The organism is Gymnodinialimonas sp. 202GB13-11, from assembly GCF_040932485.1.
GTDB lineage: Bacteria > Pseudomonadota > Alphaproteobacteria > Rhodobacterales > Rhodobacteraceae > Gymnodinialimonas > Gymnodinialimonas hymeniacidonis.
This window is the reverse complement of the sequence record NZ_JBFRBH010000001.1, coordinates 2,328,329-2,345,605: the sequence shown is the minus strand read 5'-3', so window position 1 is coordinate 2,345,605 and position 17,277 is coordinate 2,328,329. Positions and strand designations below refer to the sequence as shown.

General features: G+C 62.7%; 21 protein-coding genes and 1 other RNA gene. 9 read left to right on the top strand and 13 right to left on the bottom strand.

From position 1 onward, the window contains the following. The first annotated feature begins 37 nt into the window (after positions 1-37). Genes V8J81_RS11725 through V8J81_RS11715 form a run of 3 tightly spaced genes read left to right on the top strand, consistent with a single transcriptional unit; the run spans position 38 to position 2,473 of the window. A complete protein-coding gene (locus V8J81_RS11725) occupies positions 38-940 on the top strand; it encodes a hypothetical protein (RefSeq protein ID WP_368475930.1) in 903 nt (300 codons plus the stop codon). Next, a complete protein-coding gene (locus V8J81_RS11720; protein WP_368475929.1) occupies positions 941-1,843 on the top strand; it encodes an EamA family transporter in 903 nt (300 codons plus the stop codon). Between the two features lie 9 nt (positions 1,844-1,852). Continuing rightward, entirely contained in the window at positions 1,853-2,473 is a 621-nt protein-coding gene (locus V8J81_RS11715) for an inner membrane-spanning protein YciB (RefSeq protein ID WP_368475928.1), read from the top strand. Here the strand turns inward: V8J81_RS11715 and V8J81_RS11710 are convergent. Beyond that, a complete protein-coding gene (locus tag V8J81_RS11710) occupies positions 2,433-3,284 on the bottom strand; it encodes a pseudouridine synthase (RefSeq protein ID WP_368475927.1) in 852 nt (283 codons plus the stop codon). The two genes, V8J81_RS11715 and V8J81_RS11710, sit on opposite strands and share 41 nt — an antisense overlap. A 52-nt stretch (positions 3,285-3,336) precedes the next feature. Between V8J81_RS11710 and V8J81_RS11705 the strand changes: the two genes are divergently transcribed. Then, the gene (locus V8J81_RS11705) at positions 3,337-3,789 is read left to right on the top strand and encodes a nucleoside deaminase (RefSeq protein WP_439649889.1); all 453 of its coding nucleotides are present in this window, start codon (positions 3,337-3,339) and stop codon (positions 3,787-3,789) included. A gap of 93 nt (positions 3,790-3,882) precedes the next feature. On the opposite strand, the gene rnpB is transcribed toward V8J81_RS11705, so the two are convergent. The 5 genes from rnpB to gatC form a co-directional block, all read right to left on the bottom strand. After that, positions 3,883-4,247: RNase P RNA component class A (gene rnpB, locus V8J81_RS11700), an RNA gene on the bottom strand. A 12-nt stretch (positions 4,248-4,259) separates the two neighbouring features. Beyond that, the gene (locus tag V8J81_RS11695) at positions 4,260-4,949 is read right to left on the bottom strand and encodes an N-acetylmuramoyl-L-alanine amidase (RefSeq protein ID WP_368477633.1); all 690 of its coding nucleotides are present in this window, start codon (positions 4,947-4,949) and stop codon (positions 4,260-4,262) included. Further along, positions 4,945-5,580 (bottom strand): hypothetical protein, encoded by a 636-nt coding sequence (locus V8J81_RS11690; protein WP_368475926.1) that lies wholly within the window; start codon positions 5,578-5,580, stop codon positions 4,945-4,947. The genes V8J81_RS11695 and V8J81_RS11690 overlap by 5 nt, the downstream gene beginning before the upstream one ends. Positions 5,581-5,617: 37 nt before the next feature. Then, positions 5,618-7,102, bottom strand: a complete 1,485-nt coding sequence (gene gatA / locus V8J81_RS11685) for an Asp-tRNA(Asn)/Glu-tRNA(Gln) amidotransferase subunit GatA (protein ID WP_368475925.1) — start codon at positions 7,100-7,102, stop codon at positions 5,618-5,620. Continuing rightward, the gene (gene gatC / locus V8J81_RS11680; protein ID WP_368475924.1) at positions 7,102-7,389 is read right to left on the bottom strand and encodes an Asp-tRNA(Asn)/Glu-tRNA(Gln) amidotransferase subunit GatC; all 288 of its coding nucleotides are present in this window, start codon (positions 7,387-7,389) and stop codon (positions 7,102-7,104) included. The genes gatA and gatC overlap by 1 nt, the downstream gene beginning before the upstream one ends. Positions 7,390-7,511: 122 nt before the next feature. On the opposite strand from gatC, the gene V8J81_RS11675 reads away from it, so the two are divergent. Further along, the gene (locus V8J81_RS11675; RefSeq protein WP_368475923.1) at positions 7,512-8,204 is read left to right on the top strand and encodes a metal-dependent hydrolase; all 693 of its coding nucleotides are present in this window, start codon (positions 7,512-7,514) and stop codon (positions 8,202-8,204) included. A 78-nt stretch (positions 8,205-8,282) separates the two neighbouring features. Here the strand turns inward: V8J81_RS11675 and V8J81_RS11670 are convergent, their stop codons facing one another. From V8J81_RS11670 to V8J81_RS11645, 6 genes are all read right to left on the bottom strand, one after another. After that, positions 8,283-8,789 carry a GNAT family N-acetyltransferase gene (locus tag V8J81_RS11670; RefSeq protein ID WP_368475922.1) on the bottom strand — a complete coding sequence of 169 codons (507 nt, stop codon included), beginning with the start codon at positions 8,787-8,789 and terminating at the stop codon, positions 8,283-8,285. Between the two features lie 105 nt (positions 8,790-8,894). Then, positions 8,895-9,062 carry a 50S ribosomal protein L33 gene (rpmG, locus tag V8J81_RS11665; RefSeq protein WP_011454349.1) on the bottom strand — a complete coding sequence of 56 codons (168 nt, stop codon included), beginning with the start codon at positions 9,060-9,062 and terminating at the stop codon, positions 8,895-8,897. A 101-nt stretch (positions 9,063-9,163) separates the two neighbouring features. Further along, complete coding sequence (gene chrA, locus V8J81_RS11660; protein WP_368475921.1) at positions 9,164-10,384, bottom strand: chromate efflux transporter; 1,221 nt, start codon at positions 10,382-10,384, stop codon at positions 9,164-9,166. Beyond that, positions 10,381-11,022, bottom strand: a complete 642-nt coding sequence (locus V8J81_RS11655; protein ID WP_368475920.1) for a rhodanese-like domain-containing protein — start codon at positions 11,020-11,022, stop codon at positions 10,381-10,383. The genes chrA and V8J81_RS11655 overlap by 4 nt, the downstream gene beginning before the upstream one ends. Positions 11,023-11,210: 188 nt before the next feature. Then, positions 11,211-11,969 (bottom strand): Bax inhibitor-1/YccA family protein, encoded by a 759-nt coding sequence (locus tag V8J81_RS11650; protein ID WP_368475919.1) that lies wholly within the window; start codon positions 11,967-11,969, stop codon positions 11,211-11,213. Positions 11,970-12,102: 133 nt separating this feature from the next. Next, entirely contained in the window at positions 12,103-12,327 is a 225-nt protein-coding gene (locus tag V8J81_RS11645) for a DUF1127 domain-containing protein (protein ID WP_368475918.1), read from the bottom strand. A gap of 123 nt (positions 12,328-12,450) precedes the next feature. Here V8J81_RS11645 and V8J81_RS11640 point away from each other — a divergent pair, with 123 nt between their 5' ends. Then, positions 12,451-13,305, top strand: coding sequence for a LysR family transcriptional regulator (locus V8J81_RS11640; RefSeq protein WP_368475917.1), 855 nt, complete (start codon positions 12,451-12,453; stop codon positions 13,303-13,305). Between the two features lie 55 nt (positions 13,306-13,360). Here the strand turns inward: V8J81_RS11640 and V8J81_RS11635 are convergent, their stop codons facing one another. Further along, positions 13,361-14,320 carry an NADPH:quinone oxidoreductase family protein gene (locus V8J81_RS11635; protein ID WP_368475916.1) on the bottom strand — a complete coding sequence of 320 codons (960 nt, stop codon included), beginning with the start codon at positions 14,318-14,320 and terminating at the stop codon, positions 13,361-13,363. A 222-nt stretch (positions 14,321-14,542) separates the two neighbouring features. Between V8J81_RS11635 and V8J81_RS11630 the strand changes: the two genes are divergently transcribed. The 3 genes from V8J81_RS11630 to V8J81_RS11620 all read left to right on the top strand — a co-directional run bounded on the left by V8J81_RS11630 (position 14,543) and on the right by V8J81_RS11620 (position 17,143). Further along, entirely contained in the window at positions 14,543-14,929 is a 387-nt protein-coding gene (locus tag V8J81_RS11630) for a helix-turn-helix domain-containing protein (RefSeq protein WP_368475915.1), read from the top strand. 68 nt (positions 14,930-14,997) lie between these two features. Continuing rightward, on the top strand, positions 14,998-15,810 hold the full coding sequence (gene hisN / locus V8J81_RS11625) for a histidinol-phosphatase (protein WP_368475914.1): 813 nt from the start codon (positions 14,998-15,000) through the stop codon (positions 15,808-15,810). Continuing rightward, positions 15,803-17,143: an 8-oxoguanine deaminase gene (locus V8J81_RS11620; protein ID WP_368475913.1), complete on the top strand. Its 1,341-nt coding sequence runs from the start codon at positions 15,803-15,805 to the stop codon at positions 17,141-17,143. Before hisN ends, V8J81_RS11620 begins: the two co-directional genes overlap by 8 nt. Positions 17,144-17,277: the final 134 nt, after the last annotated feature.

Here is a 17,277-nt window from a genome sequence, read left to right as displayed (position 1 = left end):
CTCCACAGCCCCTGTGGATAACTTTGCGAGGCCATTGATGCGTCATTTTCTGCTAGCCACTGGCCTGATCGCTGGCCTGACCCACCCCGTTTTCGCCTTTGACACCGCTGAATGCGGTGAGATCGAAAGCCAGATCTACACCATCCTTGATGCGGAATTTGGCTGGGAAGTGACGCAATCGCCGACCTCTACGGTGGAGGCGCGCCCGGGTGCTTGCTCGGTCACGGATCTGGAAATCTACGTCCAAGACCTTGGCGTGCGCTACACAGCGCGCGCGGCCAGCCTGCTGGCACCGGAAGCGATGGATTGGGTCCGCGGCGATGTGATCCTGCCCGCGACTGTGTCGCTCGAAATCCTCGACGTGGTTATCGACACCGAATTCGGCGTGCCGGATGACCTCGCATGGCTTGTTCCGGTTTCGGCAGACAGTATTTCACTGCATTCCAGTTGGGATGAGGCGACGCAGGCGCTATCGCTCCGCTCCCTGCGCATTGATCTAGGCGACGGCAATTTTGTCGGGGTCGCACTGGACGGCGTTGCTGCCGGGTGGCAGCCCTATGTTTTGGAGGCCGAGAATTTCGCGCTGTTGGACCTGAGCGTTGATATCGGCTTCAACGGCCTGTTCGAGCAAGCGATTGCGCCGCCGATTGAGGCCAATGGCAACGATCTTTCGCCCGCCTCCATGGCGTTCTTTGCGGCGATGGCAGACGGATTGCTGGCCAGCGCGCCGCAGCGGGTCATTTCACCGGAAACGCGGGTCGAAATCGTGGATTTCCTTCGCACTTTGCCGACGCCGCGCGGGACTTTGGCGTTGTCGCTGAACAACGACCAGCCCTTTCTGCCCGGCCGGATCTTTGAGGATCTGCGCACCGGCATCCCGGTCGATATTGCCATTCCCGACCGCCTGACGCTGACCGCCGACTGGACGCCTGCAAACTAAGTGAGTGCGTGGGTCCAAAGTATTGAGGGCACGCCAACCGGGGCCACCCTTGCCCTGATCCTAGCGCTGATGGCCGCCGTTTTGCACGCAGCGTTCGGGGCGCTGCAAAAGGGTCGCCATGATCCGCTTCTGTCGCGGGGCGTGATCGACATCTGCTATTGCCTGATGGCAGCGCCCTTCGCGTTCTTCGTCGTGCCTTGGCCCGAGCCGCATATGTGGCTGATTTTCTTAGGCGTTTTCGTGATCCATGTGCCTTACAAGTGGGCCGTCTTATCGTCGTTTCGGCGCGGGGCCTACACAGTCGTCTACCCGGTCATGCGCGGCACGGGGCCTCTGTTCACCATCTTCGGCGCATGGTTGTTGTTCGGCGAGACGTTCAATGTGGTGCAATGGATCGGCGTGGCCGTGCTTCTGGCCGGGCTTTACGGGCTGGCCGCTTACAACATGGCCAAGATCACCGTGGCGCGCGATACGCTGATCCCCGCGCTGGGATTTGCGGTTCTGACGGGCCTATTCGTGGCGCTTTACACAACGTTCGACGCCTATGGCATCCGCGCGACGGCGGACCCCTTCACGTTCCTCGCCTGGTTCTTCTTCATCGACGGGCTGCTGTTCCCCTTCCTCGCCCTGCGCTTCTATCTGCGGATGGAAGAGCGCCCACCGCTCGGACCGTTGGCCCTGCGTGGCATGGCGGGTGGCTTGATCGCGCCGTTCTCCTTCGGCGCGGTGATGCTGGCCACGCGACTGGACACTGTGGGTGAGGCGGCGGTTTTGCGCGAAACCTCGACCGTGTTCGCCGCACTCATTGGCTGGCTCTTCCTGAAAGAGAAGGTCGGCCCGACGCGCGTGGCGCTGATGGGGTTGATCGCAGCGGGGGCGGTGATAGTTGAAGCAGGTGGGTAAGGAGCATTCATGGCTGAAGAACGCGCAATCAATCCGTGGCTGAAAAACGGCCTCGAACTCGGGCCGCCGATCCTGTTTTTCATAGCCTATCTGCGGCTGGAGGACACGACGGTCACGGTCGGCGGAACGGAATATGACGGTTTCATCATTGCCACGGCTGCGTTTGTGCCGATCCTGCTGGCCACCATTGCGATCCTGTGGAAGCTGACAGGCGTTATCTCACGCATTCAGGTGTTTACGGCGATTATGGTCGTGTTCTTCGGGGCGCTGACCGTGTGGTTCAATGACCCGCAATTCTTCAAGATGAAGACCACGATCGTTTATGCCTTCTTCGCGGCAATGCTGGGGATCGGGTTGGCGCGGGGGCAATCCTACCTGAAGTTCCTGATGGGGGACCGGCTGCCCATGGCGGACGAGGGCTGGATGATCATGACTAAGCGGCTGGCGCTGGCCTTTGTGGCGATGGGCGTGGCGAATGAAGTCATCTGGCGCACGCAGTCGGACCGCTTCTGGGTCACGTTCGAGACCTTCGTGCTGCCCGCGTTCCTATTCGTCGTCTTTATGTCCCAGGCCCCGCTGATCGAGCGGTTCAGCCTTGAGGAGGACGAGAGCCCCGACGAGGAGACTTAGCGCCCTTTTTGCGCAGCGATGTGCCGGGTTTTGCCGCGCCAGCGGGCTTTTTGCGGCGTGGCTTGGGCTTGGCTTCGGCATGGCCTTCGGTGGCGGCGTCCAGCCCCAACTGGTCGCGCAGCACGCGGGGGCGGACTTCCTCGACTTCGCTGGCCTTGAGCTGGTTCAGCCGAAACGGCCCGTAGGAGATGCGGATCAGGCGGTTCACGACCAGGCCGATCTCTTGCATGGCGCGACGAATTTCACGGTTCTTGCCCTCGCGCAGGCCAATGGTGACCCAGGCGTTGGCGCCCTGCTGGCGGTCGAAAGTGATATCCATGGGCTGAAAGCGCTCGCCCTCGATCGTCATGCCCTTGCGGAGGGGGGCGAAATCCTCATCCTTGGGCGCGCCCTTGATGCGCACGCGGTATTTGCGCACCCAGCCGGTGGAGGGCAGCTCCAGCTTGCGCTTGATGCCACCGTCATTGGTCAGGAGCAGCAGACCTTCGGAGGTCAGGTCAAGGCGCCCCACGGACATGACGCGCGGCATTCCCTCGGGCAGGTCATCGAAAACGGTCTTGCGGCCTTTCTCATCCGAAGCGCTGGTCACGAGGCCCGAGGGCTTGTGGTAAAGCCACAGGCGCGGGCGCTCGACTTCGGGGATCGGGTTGCCGTCAACCAGAATAGTGTCGCGCTCGGTCACGTTCAGCGCGGGGCTGTCGATGACCTTGCCGTTCACCGAGATGCGGCCCTCGCCAATCATGCGCTCGGCTTCCCGGCGCGAGGCGACGCCGGCGCGGCTGAGTACTTTTGCGATGCGATCTCCGTCCATGGGACAGCCCTACAGGTTTGACACCCCGCCCGAAAGCGGCAACCAACGGGCCATGAGCGATTTCACCGATTTCATGCCGGAAGCCTTGGCTGAAGCGCACGCCGCCGCCGCGCGGGGCGAGGTGCCGGTTGGCGCCGTGGTGGTGAAAGATGGCGAAATCATCGCGCGGGCGGGGAACCGAATGCGCGAATTGTACGATCCCACCGCCCATGCGGAGATGCTGGCGATCCGCGCGGCCTGCGCAGCGCTGGAAACCGAACGCCTGACCGGCTGCGCGCTCTGGGTCACGTTGGAGCCGTGTCCCGCCTGCGCCGGGGCCATCGCCGCCGCGCGACTGGAGCGCCTCTACTACGCCGCGCCCGACCCGAAATCAGGGGGCGTCGCACAGGGCCCCCGCGTTTTCGAGCATCCCCAGGCCCATCACGTTCCCGAGGTCTACGCAGGCCTTCACGAGGCGGAGGCCGCCGCCCTGCTCAAGGATTTCTTCGCAGCGCGTCGCGATTGAGCCTGTTTTCCATGTGCCGAAAGTATCCTGGGGGAGTCCGTCAGGACGGGGGCAAAGCCCCTCGCGCGCATCGCGTGCCCCTAAAAACAAATTTTGCGCGGAGGGCCTGTAAGCCGGATTTTGTCCAAGGGGCGAACCCCTCTGGATGACCATTCCTCTCGGCGACCGGTTGCCCGGCCACTCTAGCTGCCAACCCGGACCGCGGGGTGAAGCCCCCATAATGCGGTCCCTATTCGGCATTGCTCCCGGTGGGGCTTGCCATGCGAGCCCTGTTGCCAGGGCCCCGGTGGGCCTTACCCCACCGTTTCACCATTACCATGCAAGCATGGCTGTCTGTTCTCTGTGGCGCTTTCCGTCGGATTGCTCCGCCCGGGCGTTACCCGGCACCGTCTCTTCAGGGAGTCCGGACTTTCCTCTAGGGCGTTTTTCAAAGCCCCAGCGGCCATCCAGCCCTCCGCGCGAGGCCCGCTCTACGCGCCGGCCGCACCCCGTTCAACCCCGAAGCGCGCGGCCAGATCTGCCATGATCGCACAATCCGTGCCATCTAGTGGCCCACGCGCCCAAGGCCGGAACCGCATCCGCACAACCTCCAGCAGCAGATCATCCGCCATCGCGCCATAGCCAAAGGCTGTGGCATCGCGCCGGAACGCATCTGCATCCACGGCCTCACCCACAGCGTTCGACCAGACCGCCGCCCCCAATCGCGCCAGTCGCTTCCAATCGAACCGACGCCCGGGATCGATCTTGCGGCCCGGGGCCATGTCGGAATGGCCGATCACGCCCTCTGCTCCAATCCCGTAAGCTGCGAGGACACCCGCAGGGCGGAGGAGGAGCGCCTCAAGCGATGCCATGAGCGGCGCGGAGAATGGCGAAAACCCATCGTTATCCAGCTCGATCCCGATGGAGCGGGAATTCACATCGCCCGCCCCGCGCCATTCGCCCTGTCCGGCGTGCCAGGCGCGCATGTCGGGATCGACCAGCTCAAACACCGTGCCATCGCGGCCAATCAGGTAATGGGCGGAGACCTCGCGTTCAGGATCGCAGAGCGCCTTCGCAGCCCCCGTGCAAGTCTTCATCGCAGTGTAATGGATCACCACAAGTTCGGGTCGAAGCCCGTCGCGCCTTTCCCCGAAATTCGGGCTTCTTATGGAGCGATCAATTTGCAGGTTCGACAGGCGCTTCTAGCGGATCACCGAATTGCGGGATCGGCTCCGGCGCGTTGGCGGCAGCCGCGTCTGAGCGATAGCCGGCGGGATCAAAGCCACAGACAAAGCCGTCGCCGTCGGGGTCGAGGCCCATCGGATCGCGTTCCGGCCCGCCTTCGCGCAGGAAGGCGTCCTGCGCCAAATCGCGGCTCTCATAGCTTGCGCAATCGGCGCCATTGTTGCGGCGGAACGGGTTGCGTCGCCATTGGCGTTGGCCCGGCGCGTGGGTCGTGCGGATTGCAAAGGCGGCCACGCGCGGGATGATCGGCGGGGGAAGTGCATCGGCTGCATTTTGCGGCTGGATATTGTCGAAGACACCACCACCGCCAGTAGACCCGGACTGTTCCGCTTCGGCAATTGCACCGGCTGCAATGCTTTCGATGCTACCGGACGGTCCGGCCGCGGCAGGCTCACCGGCCTCGAACGGGGTGGCCGAGATCTGGCCAATGGTAGGCCGCTGGCCCACGGGCCCAAGATTGGTTTCCTGCTGCAAACCCGGAGACACGTCATTGGGAACGTCGCCACAGGCCCCCAGGGCCAGAAGAGCACATGCCAGAGCACCTGCTGAAATACGGGGGGACACCATCACTTTACTCGCCTCATTCGTCTCGTTGACGGGCAACCTACCACCAACGGGCGGGCTTTTCCACAAACCCTGCGGCGGATTCCAGCGCATAAGCGGTGTTGAGCAATTCGCCTTCCTCCCATGGTCGTCCAATCAACTGCAGGCCAAGGGGCAGGCCGTTGCGATCCATGCCCGTGGGCACCGCTACGCCGGGCAGGCCCGCTAGGTTCACGGTCACGGTGAAAACGTCGTTGAGGTACATCTCAACCGGGTCGCTGACCTCTTTACCCAATTCAAATGCAGCAGATGGTGTGGCGGGCGTCAGGATCGCGTCGACGCCTTGCGCGAAGACGTCATCGAAGTCCTGCTTGATAAGCGCACGCACGCGGCGGGCGCGGTTGTAGTAGGCATCATAGAAGCCTGCCGACAGCACGTAGGTGCCGATCATCACGCGGCGCTTTACCTCGGCCCCGAAGCCTTCGGCGCGGGTTTTTTCGTACATCTCGGTGATGCCGTCACCGGGCGCCATCTCGGCCCGGTAGCCGAAGCGTACGCCATCGTAACGAGCGAGATTTGACGACGCCTCAGCCGGTGCAATCACGTAATAGGCGGGCAGGGCGTATTTGGTATGCGGCAGCGAGATATCGCGGATCTCAGCGCCCGCATCTTTCAGCATCGCGGTGCCTTCGGCCCAGAGCTTTTCGATCTCGTCCGGCATCCCGTCCATGCGGTATTCCTTTGGAATACCAATGACGTTGCCCTTGATATCGCCGGTCAACATCGCCTCGAAATCCGGCACGGGCAGATCCGCCGATGTGCTGTCTTTCGGGTCATGGCCCATCATCGCCGCGCCCATGATCGCGGTGTCGCGGACCGTCTTGGTCATCGGCCCCGCTTGATCGAGCGAGGACGCAAAGGCCACGATGCCCCAGCGTGAGCAGCGGCCATAGGTGGGCTTGAGGCCCACGGTGCCGGTGAAGGCGGCAGGTTGGCGGATGGAGCCGCCGGTGTCTGTGCCGGTGGCGGCAAGGCAGAGGTCCGCAGCCACGGCGGAGGCCGAGCCACCCGAGGAGCCGCCCGGCGTCAGCGCGGCGTCGGAATTGCCAGACCGCCACGGGTTGATCGCGTTGCCATAGACCGAGGTCTCGTTCGACGAGCCCATGGCGAATTCGTCCATGTTCAGCTTGCCGAGCATGACGGAGCCCGCATCGCGCAGCTTACCTGAGACGGTCGATTCGTATTCCGGCTTGAATCCTTCAAGGATGCGGGACGCGGCTTGGCTGGCCACGCCTTCGGTGCAGAACAGATCCTTGATGCCCACGGGGATGCCGCACATGTCGGGCGCATCGCCCGCCTTGATGCGCGCGTCCGCCGCCTTGGCGCGGTCCATGGCAAGTTCGGGCGTTTTGTGAGCAAACGCGCCAAGCGCGTCGGCTGCGTCGATGGCCGTGAGGCAGGCTTCGGTCAGTTCAACGGAGGTCACGTCGCCCTTGCGCAGCGCGTCGCGGGCCTCGGCGATGGTCAGTTTGTTCAGATCAGACATTATTCCACCACCTTCGGGACCGAGAAAAAGCCTTCGCGCGCGTCGGGCGCGTTGGACAGCACCTTGGCGGGCTGGTCGCCATCGGTGACCACATCCTCGCGCCGTTTCAGGCGTTGCGGCGTGACCGACACCATCGGTTCCACGCCTTCGAAATCGACTTCTTCGAGTTGCTCGATGAAGCCGAGGATGGCGTTGAATTCCTGAGCGAGGGCCGGAAGCTCGGCCTCTTCGACTTTGATCCGGGCCAGTTTCGCGACCTTGGCGGCGGTGGCGGTATCGATGGACATAAGCGGTTTATCCTTTGACAGAACGGGCCGGGTTTAGCGGCGGCGCGCGGGGGCTTCAAGCGTGGTTGCGCCGTTGGGCGGGCGGGCTAGGCTGGAAGGGTGCGGAAATAGGGAGATGAGCGATGAAATACACATGGTTGGGCCATGCGAGCGTGCGGTTGGAGATCGGCGGCGAGGTCCTGCTGATCGATCCGTGGTTGGAGGGTAATCCGTCCTTCCCTGATGAACGGCGGGCGGAGGCTTTGGAGGGGGTGACAGCGATCTTGCTGACCCACGGCCATTTTGATCATGCCGAGGGTGTGGCGGAGATGGCGAAGGAACTGGGCGTGACGCTTTACGGCATCGTCGAATTGGCCGGGTTTCTGGCGGAGGTTCATGGAGTTGAAACGGTTGGGTTCAACAAGGGCGGCACCGTTCGGATTGGAGAGGTGGCCGTGACAATGGTGAATGCCGCCCATTCCTCGTCGCTGACCCATAATGGACGGATGTACAATGCGGGCGACCCGGCTGGGTACATGATCGAGGGCGAGGGGCGGTGCGTCTACGTATCGGGAGATACGGACGTGATGGCCGATATGTCGGTGTTGCAGGGTATTCATGCGCCCGAGATTGGGATCCTGTGCGCTGGCGGGCATTTCACGATGGATATGAATCGGGCGGCTTATGCGGCCTCAAAGCTGTTCCGGTTCGAGACGGTGATCCCGGTTCACTACAAGACGTTTCCGTTGTTGGAGCAGTCGGCTGAGCCGTTGAAGGCGGCGTTGCCGGGCGTGCGGGTGTTGGACCCGGAGGTGATGGAAACGGTCGAGCTCTAGGGTTGGGATAACGGAAGATGGGGCGCCGCGCGGGGGAGAGGTCCGCGCGGCGCCGGGGATCCGCTGCGCTGATGCGAGTCAGAGCGCGCGGATCATTTCGACCGCCGGGAAGGCGATGCCGGGGCGCAGGAGAATGTCGATCTCGCCGCGCCGCTGGAAACCCATGGCGGTGTAGAAGGGCTCGGCCGTGCGGGTCGACTGGCACATCATCCAACGCACGCCCGACGCCTTCGCCGCACCGAAGCTGCGCTGTAGGATCGAGCGGGCGAGGCCCTTTCGTGTCGCGTCCGGGTGCGTGACGACGTGGCGGATATGGCCCACATCGCGGGGGCCGACACCGCCTTGCGGCGCACCGTGGGTCCAGCCGCCTGCCGCCAGCGCTTTGCCGTTTTCATCCTCGGCCATGTAGTAGGAGCCACAGCGGAGCAATTCCGGTCGTGCGCGGGTGATCAGGGGCAGGCAGGTGACGAGAACCGACGGCGGGTAGTCGGGTTTCAGAAGCACCGGGTAGGACGCAGCCAGAAGCGCGTCGATGGCGGGCAGGTCGGCCCCGCTGGTGGTTCTTATGACGATCTCTTCAACCATGGCCCTGTCCTCCTGTTTGTTGGGCCGCTCTGTCGCCAGAGCAAAAGAAAAGGCCGCGTCGATTGCTCGGCGCGGCCTTTTGTCGGTCTTTGGAACGGGGGGATCTTACTTGATCTTGCCTTCCTTGTATTCGACATGCTTCCGCGCAACGGGATCGTACTTTCGTACGACCATCTTCTCGGTCATCGTGCGCGCGTTCTTTTTGGTCACGTAGAAGTGGCCCGTACCGGCGGACGAGTTGAGGCGGATTTTAATTGTGGTTGGCTTCGCCATGGTCAGGCTCCTGCAAAGTCGGGGCGGGCGGCACCGGGCCGCACTCGCGAACGTCTGGTAGAGACGCGCCTTTTACCGGCGTGGTGCCCCGAGTCAACACCTCAAATCACAGATATGCCGATCCCTGCCGCTGCCATGATTGGCAGCACGATCAGCAGGTCCCATTTGCGCCATACGAGCAAGACGGCGGCCAGCGCTGAGAGGGCGAGGGCGCGTAGGTCGAGCGCTGAAAGGGTGAACGTGCCCCCGGTGAACCAGACATTGAGGGCGAACCAGACAGAGAGGTTGGCGATGACGCCTACGACCGCTGCGGTGATGCCGGACAGTGCGCCGGTCAGGCGGGGGCGGGTGGCGATCCATTCCACGTATGGGGCGCCCGCGAAAATCCACAGGAAGCAGGGGGTGAATGTGACCCAGAGCGTGACCAGCGCGGCCAGCAGACCCATCCCCCAGCCGCCCGCTTGTTCGCCTGCCAGAAAGCCTACGAATTGCGTCACAAGGATCAGCGGTCCGGGCGTGGTTTCGGCCAGCCCCAGCGCATCCATCATCTGGTCGGTGGTCAGCCAGCCGTATCCCTGCACGACCTCCTGGACCATGTAGGCCAGCACCGCATAGGCCCCGCCGAAGGTGACGATGGCGAGTGTAGAGAAGAAGGTGGCGATGTCCGCGAGGAGGGCTGGGGCGAACAGCCACAGGCCGAGGAGGGGGGCGAGCCAGAACGTACCCCACAGCGCTATGGTGCCAAACGTGCGTGTGGCAGAGACGGTGATGGTGGGGGCTTCAGATGTATCCCCCTGCATGGTCATCGCACCGATCAGTGCGGCGGCGGCGATGAGGAAAGGAAAAGGGATGCCGAGGGCGAAGATGGCTGCGAAGGCCGCGACGGCGAGGGCATAGGCCATGGCGTTTTTGAGCGCCTTGGCGGAGACTTTCAGTAGCGCCTGTAGGACGATAACGATGACGGTTGCCTTGATGCCGAGAAAGGCGGCTGCGACCCATGGAACTGTTCCGTAGGCCGCGTAGGCGGAGGCCAGCGCGAGGATCACGGCGGCACCGGGCAGCACGAATAACAGCCCCGCGATCAGCCCGCCAAGTGTGCCGCGCATCCGCCAGCCTGCGTAAGTCGCCAGCTGCATCGCCTCCGGACCCGGCAGCAACATGCAGAAGCTGAGCGCATTGAGGTATTGCCGCTCGGTCAGCCAGTGGCGGTCTTCGACCAACTCCTTATGCATCAGGGCAATCTGGGCGGCAGGCCCGCCGAACGACAGCAGACCGATGCGCCCGAAGACGCGGATCATCTGGGAAAGGGATGCTGTGCTCATGCCCGGACCTCTTGCATGGCCATTTCATGGCGTAAGGCCCCGCGAAAGGCGAGGTCGAAGGTGGGGAAGAGTGCGGAGGGCGGGGCCGCGTGCAGGGCGAGTGTGATGGTATCGAGACTGTTAGCCAGCGCGGAGAGGCCGGGTATGGCGGGCAAAGGCAGTGCTTGGCTGGCGTTGAACCGGGCGCACACGCCGTCCAAGTAGGCGCGAGGCACTTCCAGCACCTCCGCTTGGGGGGCGATGAAGCGGCAGGCGGCCCAAAGCGCCAGAGCGTCTTCTGCGTTGGACTCGAGCGGGCCTGCGATTATTGCCGGGCTGTCGGTTTGTGTCACCGGCAGGCCCGCCGCGTCCCAGCCGATATGGCCGCCGCTGAGGCGTTGCGCCGTCACACGGTGCAGGTTCAGGCGAGCGGTGGCCCCGGCACTGATCTTGAGGCCTTTGTGGCAGATGACGATGGCCCCGTGTGGGCAGAGCGCGGCTTGTTGCGCCACATCCTCGTAAGGGACAGCGACTGCACCGAGGATGCGGGTGCCGTCTTGGTCTTCTGGCAGCCGCACGTCCAGCAGGGTTGGGGCGGTGTCGCTGGCCATGGCGGCAAGCGCCTCAAGGGGCGTGATTTTGGGAAACTGTGCGGGCATGTTCTGGCCCTTCCTCCGGATCGTCCAAAGCGTCGCATTCGCAAGCCTTGGGCCCTTGGAAATCCGGTTGGTCGGGGGCCTGACGGGGCGCCGCTGCCCCGTGGGTCGACCGTGCCATTGCGGCAGGACCCTTGCAACAAAAAAGGGCCGGGGAAGACCCGGCCCTTTGGTATCAGATTTCCGCAGACTTACTCGCGATTGCCGAGGAAGCTGAGGATGATCAGGAACATGTTGATGAACGACATGTAGAGGTTCAGCGCGCCCATGATGGCGGATTTCTGAAGCCACTCGGTGTCGCCATATTGTGCATGGTCGATGTAGTCCTGCTTGATCGTCTGCGTGTGATAGGCGGTGAGGCCAGCAAACACGAGCAGCAGCATCAGCGAGATTGCGATGTCGAAGCCCGGGATCACGATGCCGAAGAAGGCGCTCATGACCAGCGAGATTACCATCAGCACGATACCACCAATCAGGCCCATGATCAGGAACGCACCCCAGCCGGAGATGTCCTTCTTCGTCACATAGCCCCAAAGGCTAAGTGAGGCGAAAGCGACGGCCGTGGCCAGGAAGCTCTGCACAATCGACGCGCCGGTGTAGACCGCGAAGATGTACGCGATCGAAGCCCCCATGACGGCGGAAAAGACGTAGAAGAACACTTGCGCCGCAGCCGCGGACGCGCGCGTGATGATTGCGCCAAACGCGAAGATCATGGCAAGCGGGGCAAACATCACGACCCAGCCAAGGATCGTGGGCTGCAGCGTGACAGGATCATTCAGGATCGACAGCAGCGCCGGGTTCGAGCCAAAAGCCCAAGCCACCGCAAAGGTCACCAGCAGACCAATCGACATGGTCCCGTAGACTTTGTTCATGTGCGCGCGCAGGCCGGCGTCGATCTCCGCGGCGGAGGTCGCCATGCCCTGGGAGCGCATCGTCTGATATTCAGCCATTTGGTCCTCCAAAATCAGGCAAGGCCCGGAAAGGGCCCTTCACGGGAGAATATCGGTGACGCGGGGGGCTTTTTCAAGCAATCGGTCCCTATGGAAACCACAAGGACCGATAGTTTTTTGCTATGAGGCGCCCTCAAAGCCGCCAAGTTGTGGGTACATCCCAGATCGGGCGTTCCACCTCGCGGTGGATTTGGGCGTCCGTTACGCCGATATCGCGGCGCATATGGGCGTCGAGCCGGTCGAGGTGTTGGCGCTGACGCCACACGCCAAAAATCCGCTGAAAGACGGTCAGGCGGACCTCTGGCGCAGTCTTTGCACTGCAACCGATATGGGGACGGGACAGGGATAGATCAGCCATTTGCTTTCCTTTCAGCGTTTGTGACGAAATGGGGAGAGTTCATTTCGATATGTGATGTATGGACCGGTAGATTACATTTTGATAGTGAATGATTGTGAAGCTTAACATCACGGAGATTGATGGATGCCCCGGAACCTCGACCTCACCTCGCTCCGCGCCTTTGTGGCGGTTGTGGATGCGGGCGGTGTCACGAAAGCCTCGGGCTTTCTGAACCTCACGCAATCGGCGGTCTCGATGCAGCTCAAGCGTTTGGAAGAGGCGCTGGATGTGGCCCTGTTCAACCGCGCCGAACGCAAGCTGAACCTGACCGGCGCGGGTGAGCAGATGCTGAGCTACGCGCGCCGAATGCTTGAGTTGAATGATGAGGTGCTGGGGCGGCTGACGGCCAAGGAATATGAGGGCGAGATTTCCCTCGGCGTTCCCCACGATGTCGTCTACCCCGCCATTCCGGAAGTGCTGCAACGCTTCAACAAGGCCTTTCCGCGAATGAAAGTGCAGCTTCTGTCGATGGGCACAATCAACCTCAAAGCCGCCTTTGCGCGGGGCGAAATCGATGTGATCCTGACCACGGAAGAGGATCTGGACCGAGGCGGTGAGACGCTGCTGGAACGGCCCATGGTCTGGGTTGGTGCGCAGAACGGGCAGATGTGGCGGCAGCGGCCCTTGCGGCTGGCGTTGGAGGATGCGTGCATCTTCCGTGGCCCGGCATTATCGGCGCTGGATGCGGCCGGGATCAGTTGGGAAATGGCCGTTGAGGCCGACTCGATCCGCACCGTGGAGGCCACGGTCAGCGCCGATCTTGCGGTTCATGCGATCATCGAAGGCACGGAATCGCCCTATGCCGAGAAGATCGAACATAACGGCGCATTGCCCGCGCTGCCGCGCATCCAGATCAACATGTACCGGAGCGAGTTGAAGCGGACGGAGCCGCTCGATTCCCTCGTGGATTTCCTGCGCCAGTCGTACCGGGCTATGTGAGCGGGCCGAAAAACGGCCGTTTTTCGAGTGGAAATCTTGAGATTTCCGCGCGCGCCTAGATCGTGACGACAACCTTGCCGGAGACCTTGCGCTGCCGCAGCAGGTCCATTGCCTCGCCTGCCTCGTCCAACGGACGCACAGCGCCGATATGCGGCTTCAACTGGCCGTCGCGATACATGTCCATCAACTGCCCAAGGCTTTTGGCCAGCCGATCCGGCGCCCACCGCAGGTAGCCGCCCCAGTAGAAGCCAATGGCGTCGATGTTCTTGACCAGCAAATGATTGGCCGGAATTTGCGGGATGTCGCCACTGGCGAACCCGATCACCAGAAGCCTCCCGCCGGGGTTGGTTGCGCGCATCGCGGCCTTGAACCCGTCGCCGCCCACCGCGTCGTAGACGACATCCGCCCCGCCAAGCGCCTTCACCTCGGCCCGGATATCCGCCGTATCACTGTCCAGCACATGGGCCGCACCCGCCGCCTTGGCGACCGCCAACTTCTCCGCCCCGCGCGCCACGGCAATGACCTCGGCCCCCATGGCGGCCCCAAGTTCCACCGCCGTTAGGCCCACACCGCCAGCGGCACCCAGAACCAGCAGACGCTCACCCGCTTTCAGATGGGCGCGATCCGTGAGTGCGAGGTGGGACGTCCCGTAGGCAACGATGAACCCTGCCGCGTGGTCGAACGGCATCTCATCGGGGATCACCACGCAACGTGCCGCGTCAAAGACACCGGCCTCGGCCAAGCCGCCTGCGCCCTCGAAAACGGCCACGCGGGCCCCAATGGCGGGCGCGGTGACGCCGTCGCCCTGCGCTTCGACCACACCTGCAATCTCCATACCAAGCGTGAAGGGCAGGGCTGGCGTATCCTGATATGTGCCTTTGGCCATCAGCAGATCGGCGAAATTCAACCCGCAGGCCTTGATGCGGATTTTGACCTGTCCGGGGCCGGGCGAAGGTTCAGGCACATCGACGACCGCCGGAGCAACCCCATGATCCGAGACAGTAAATGCACGCATATCTTCGCCTTTCTCCGCCGCTTGGACACAGGGCCTAGCCTGTCCGTTCTGGCTTGGCCAGCCCGGCCCAAACGGCAATCGTTGAAAAAATTACAACCATTCATTGAACGCCACCCTTGCCGCACTACCCTTGGCTTAGGAGGCGTCGGTTTCAGACCCCGGCGTTGGTGACGGCTTAAGGGCCAGTATCGGACGACCGTGTTCTATCGAGGGGGAGACCTTGTGAAGCACCCAATTGACGTTCACGTCGGCAAACGCATCCGCCATCGCCGGTGGATGGTGGGCATGACCCAGCAACAGCTTGCCGGCCATGTCGGAATCAAATTCCAACAGATTCAGAAGTATGAGACGGGCATGAACCGTGTTTCGGCCTCACGTCTGTGGGATATGGCCGCGGCACTTTCGATCCCGGTCTCGTATTTCTTTGAGGGAATGGACGAGCAGGAGGGCGCGACTGACGCCCCCCATGAGGCCGAAGGTCTGCCCGGCGATCTGCTTGCGGATCGGGAGGCGTTGGAGCTTGTCCGATCTTACTATGCGATCCCGGAAAACCAGCGCAGGCGTCTGTTCGATCTGGCCCGCGTCTTGTCGGAGTCAGCTGCCGCCTGACCGGCAGGACGCTTGACGCGGCCCCCGGCCCGGTGCACCCCAAGATGCAACCGGACCGGGACCTTGCGATGACTGATCTTTCCAAAGACCTTCAGGATGAGATTGTGGCCTGCGCTCATGCCATGGCCGATGCGGCGCGCGCGGCGATCCTGCCGCATTTCCGCGGCGCGTCCCTTGGTACTGTCTCGAAAGAGGTGGACCACTACGATCCTGTAACAGTGGCCGATCGCGCGGGTGAGGCGGCGATGCGCGCTGTGCTGGCCGAACGCAGGCCAGATGATGCGATCCTCGGGGAAGAGGAAGAAGCCAAACTGGGCACCTCTGGGCTGACATGGGTCCTTGATCCGATTGACGGCACACGAGGTTTTGTCTCTGGCACACCCACATGGGGCGTGTTGATTTCGTTGAACAATTCCAGTGGCCCGCTCTATGGAATGATCGACCAGCCTTACATTGGTGAGCGGTTTGAGGGCGGTCTGGGACATGCGCGCCTTACCGGCCCTCAAGGCGAACGCCCGCTGGCCGTCGCGCCCTCTGCCACGCTCTCTGAGGCCACCCTGTTCACAACCTTCCCGGAAGTTGGCACGGCAGAAGATCGCACGGGGTTTGAGGCTGTGCGCGACCGGGTGCAATTGGTGCGCTACGGTTGCGATTGCTACGCCTATGCGCTCTTGGCCGCCGGGCAGATTGATCTGGTGATCGAAGCGGGCCTGAACGCCTATGACATTGCCGCGCCGATTGCAGTGATCGAGGCGGCGGGTGGCATCGTGACCGATTGGGAGGGCGGCCCCGTCCACGATGGCGGGCGGGCCATCGCGGCGGCGTCTGAGGCGCTCCATGCAGAAGCGATGGCGCTGGTTCAGGGGGCAATCCGTGGCTGAGCTCGTCCTAAAGAATATCGGCCTTGCCGTGACCATGAACGATGCGGGTGATGAGCCGCGTGATGTCGATATCCTGCTGAGAAACGGAGAGATTTCGGAAATTGGCCACGGCCTGTCGGCGGCTGAGACGCTCGATTGCGCGGGTTGTCTGGTGACGCCCGGTTTGGTCAACACGCACCATCACCTCTACCAGACGCTGACCCGTGCCGTGCCCGGCGCGCAGGACGCGGCGTTGTTCGGTTGGTTGCAGACGCTCTATCCGATCTGGGCCCGGTTCACGCCGGATCATATGCGCGTTTCCGCGACAATTGGCTTGGCGGAACTGGCCCTGACGGGCTGCACGACCTCCTCCGATCATCTCTATCTCTACCCAAATGGCGCGCGTCTGGATGACACGATTGAGGCCGCAGCCGAAATTGGCCTGCGCTTCCACCCGACACGCGGCGCGATGTCCATCGGCGTGTCGGACGGCGGATTGCCCCCGGACAGCCTCGTGGAGGATGAGGCCGCCATACTCGACGATTGCATTCGCGTGATCGACACCTTCCACGATCCGTCCCCGGCTTCGATGTGTCGGGTCGGCGTGGCGCCCTGTTCGCCCTTCTCCGTCAGCCGCGAACTGATGCGCGATGCGGCGCTTCTGGCGCGGGACAAGGGTGTGATGTTGCACACCCATCTTGCTGAAAATGATGAAGATATTGCCTATTCGCTCGAGAAATTCGGCTGCCGTCCCGGGCAATATGCCGAAGATCTGGGTTGGACTGGCGATGATGTCTGGCACGCCCATTGCGTGAAGCTCGACGGGCAGGAGATTGACCTGTTCGCACGCTCCGGCACGGGCGTGGCCCATTGCCCCTGTTCGAACTGTCGCCTCGCCTCAGGCATCGCGCCAGTACGCGCGATGCGGGATGCAGGCGTGAAGGTCGGCCTTGGGGTCGATGGATCGGCGTCCAACGATGCGGGATCGCTGGTAGATGAAGCGCGCCAGACCATGTTGCTGCAGCGTGTCGCCTCCGGCCCATCCGCGATGTCTGCGCGCGAGGCACTGCGTATTGCCACCCGAGGCGGGGCAGAAGTGTTGGGGCGCGGCGATGTATTGGGCCAAATTGCCCCGGGGTTCCGGGCTGACCTGGCTATCTGGGACATGACCGGCGTTGAGGCGGCCGGGAACTGGGACATGGCGGCACTGCTCTTGGCCGGGCCACGCCGGGTGCGCGACTTGTTTGTCGAAGGACGGCGCGTGGTGGCTGAAGGCGAGATTACGACGCTGAATTTGAGTACTGCATTAGAGCAGCAGCGGCGTCTTGCGCACGAGCTTGCCGAACAAGTGTAGACTTTCCCGACACAAAAAAGCCGGAAAGACGCTTCCTTGCTATAAATAGTTCATATTTTCGAACATCATTAAATTTTATCCAAAGTTTTATCCACAATCTCATCAAACCCCGATTTCATCACGCTTGCTGCAAG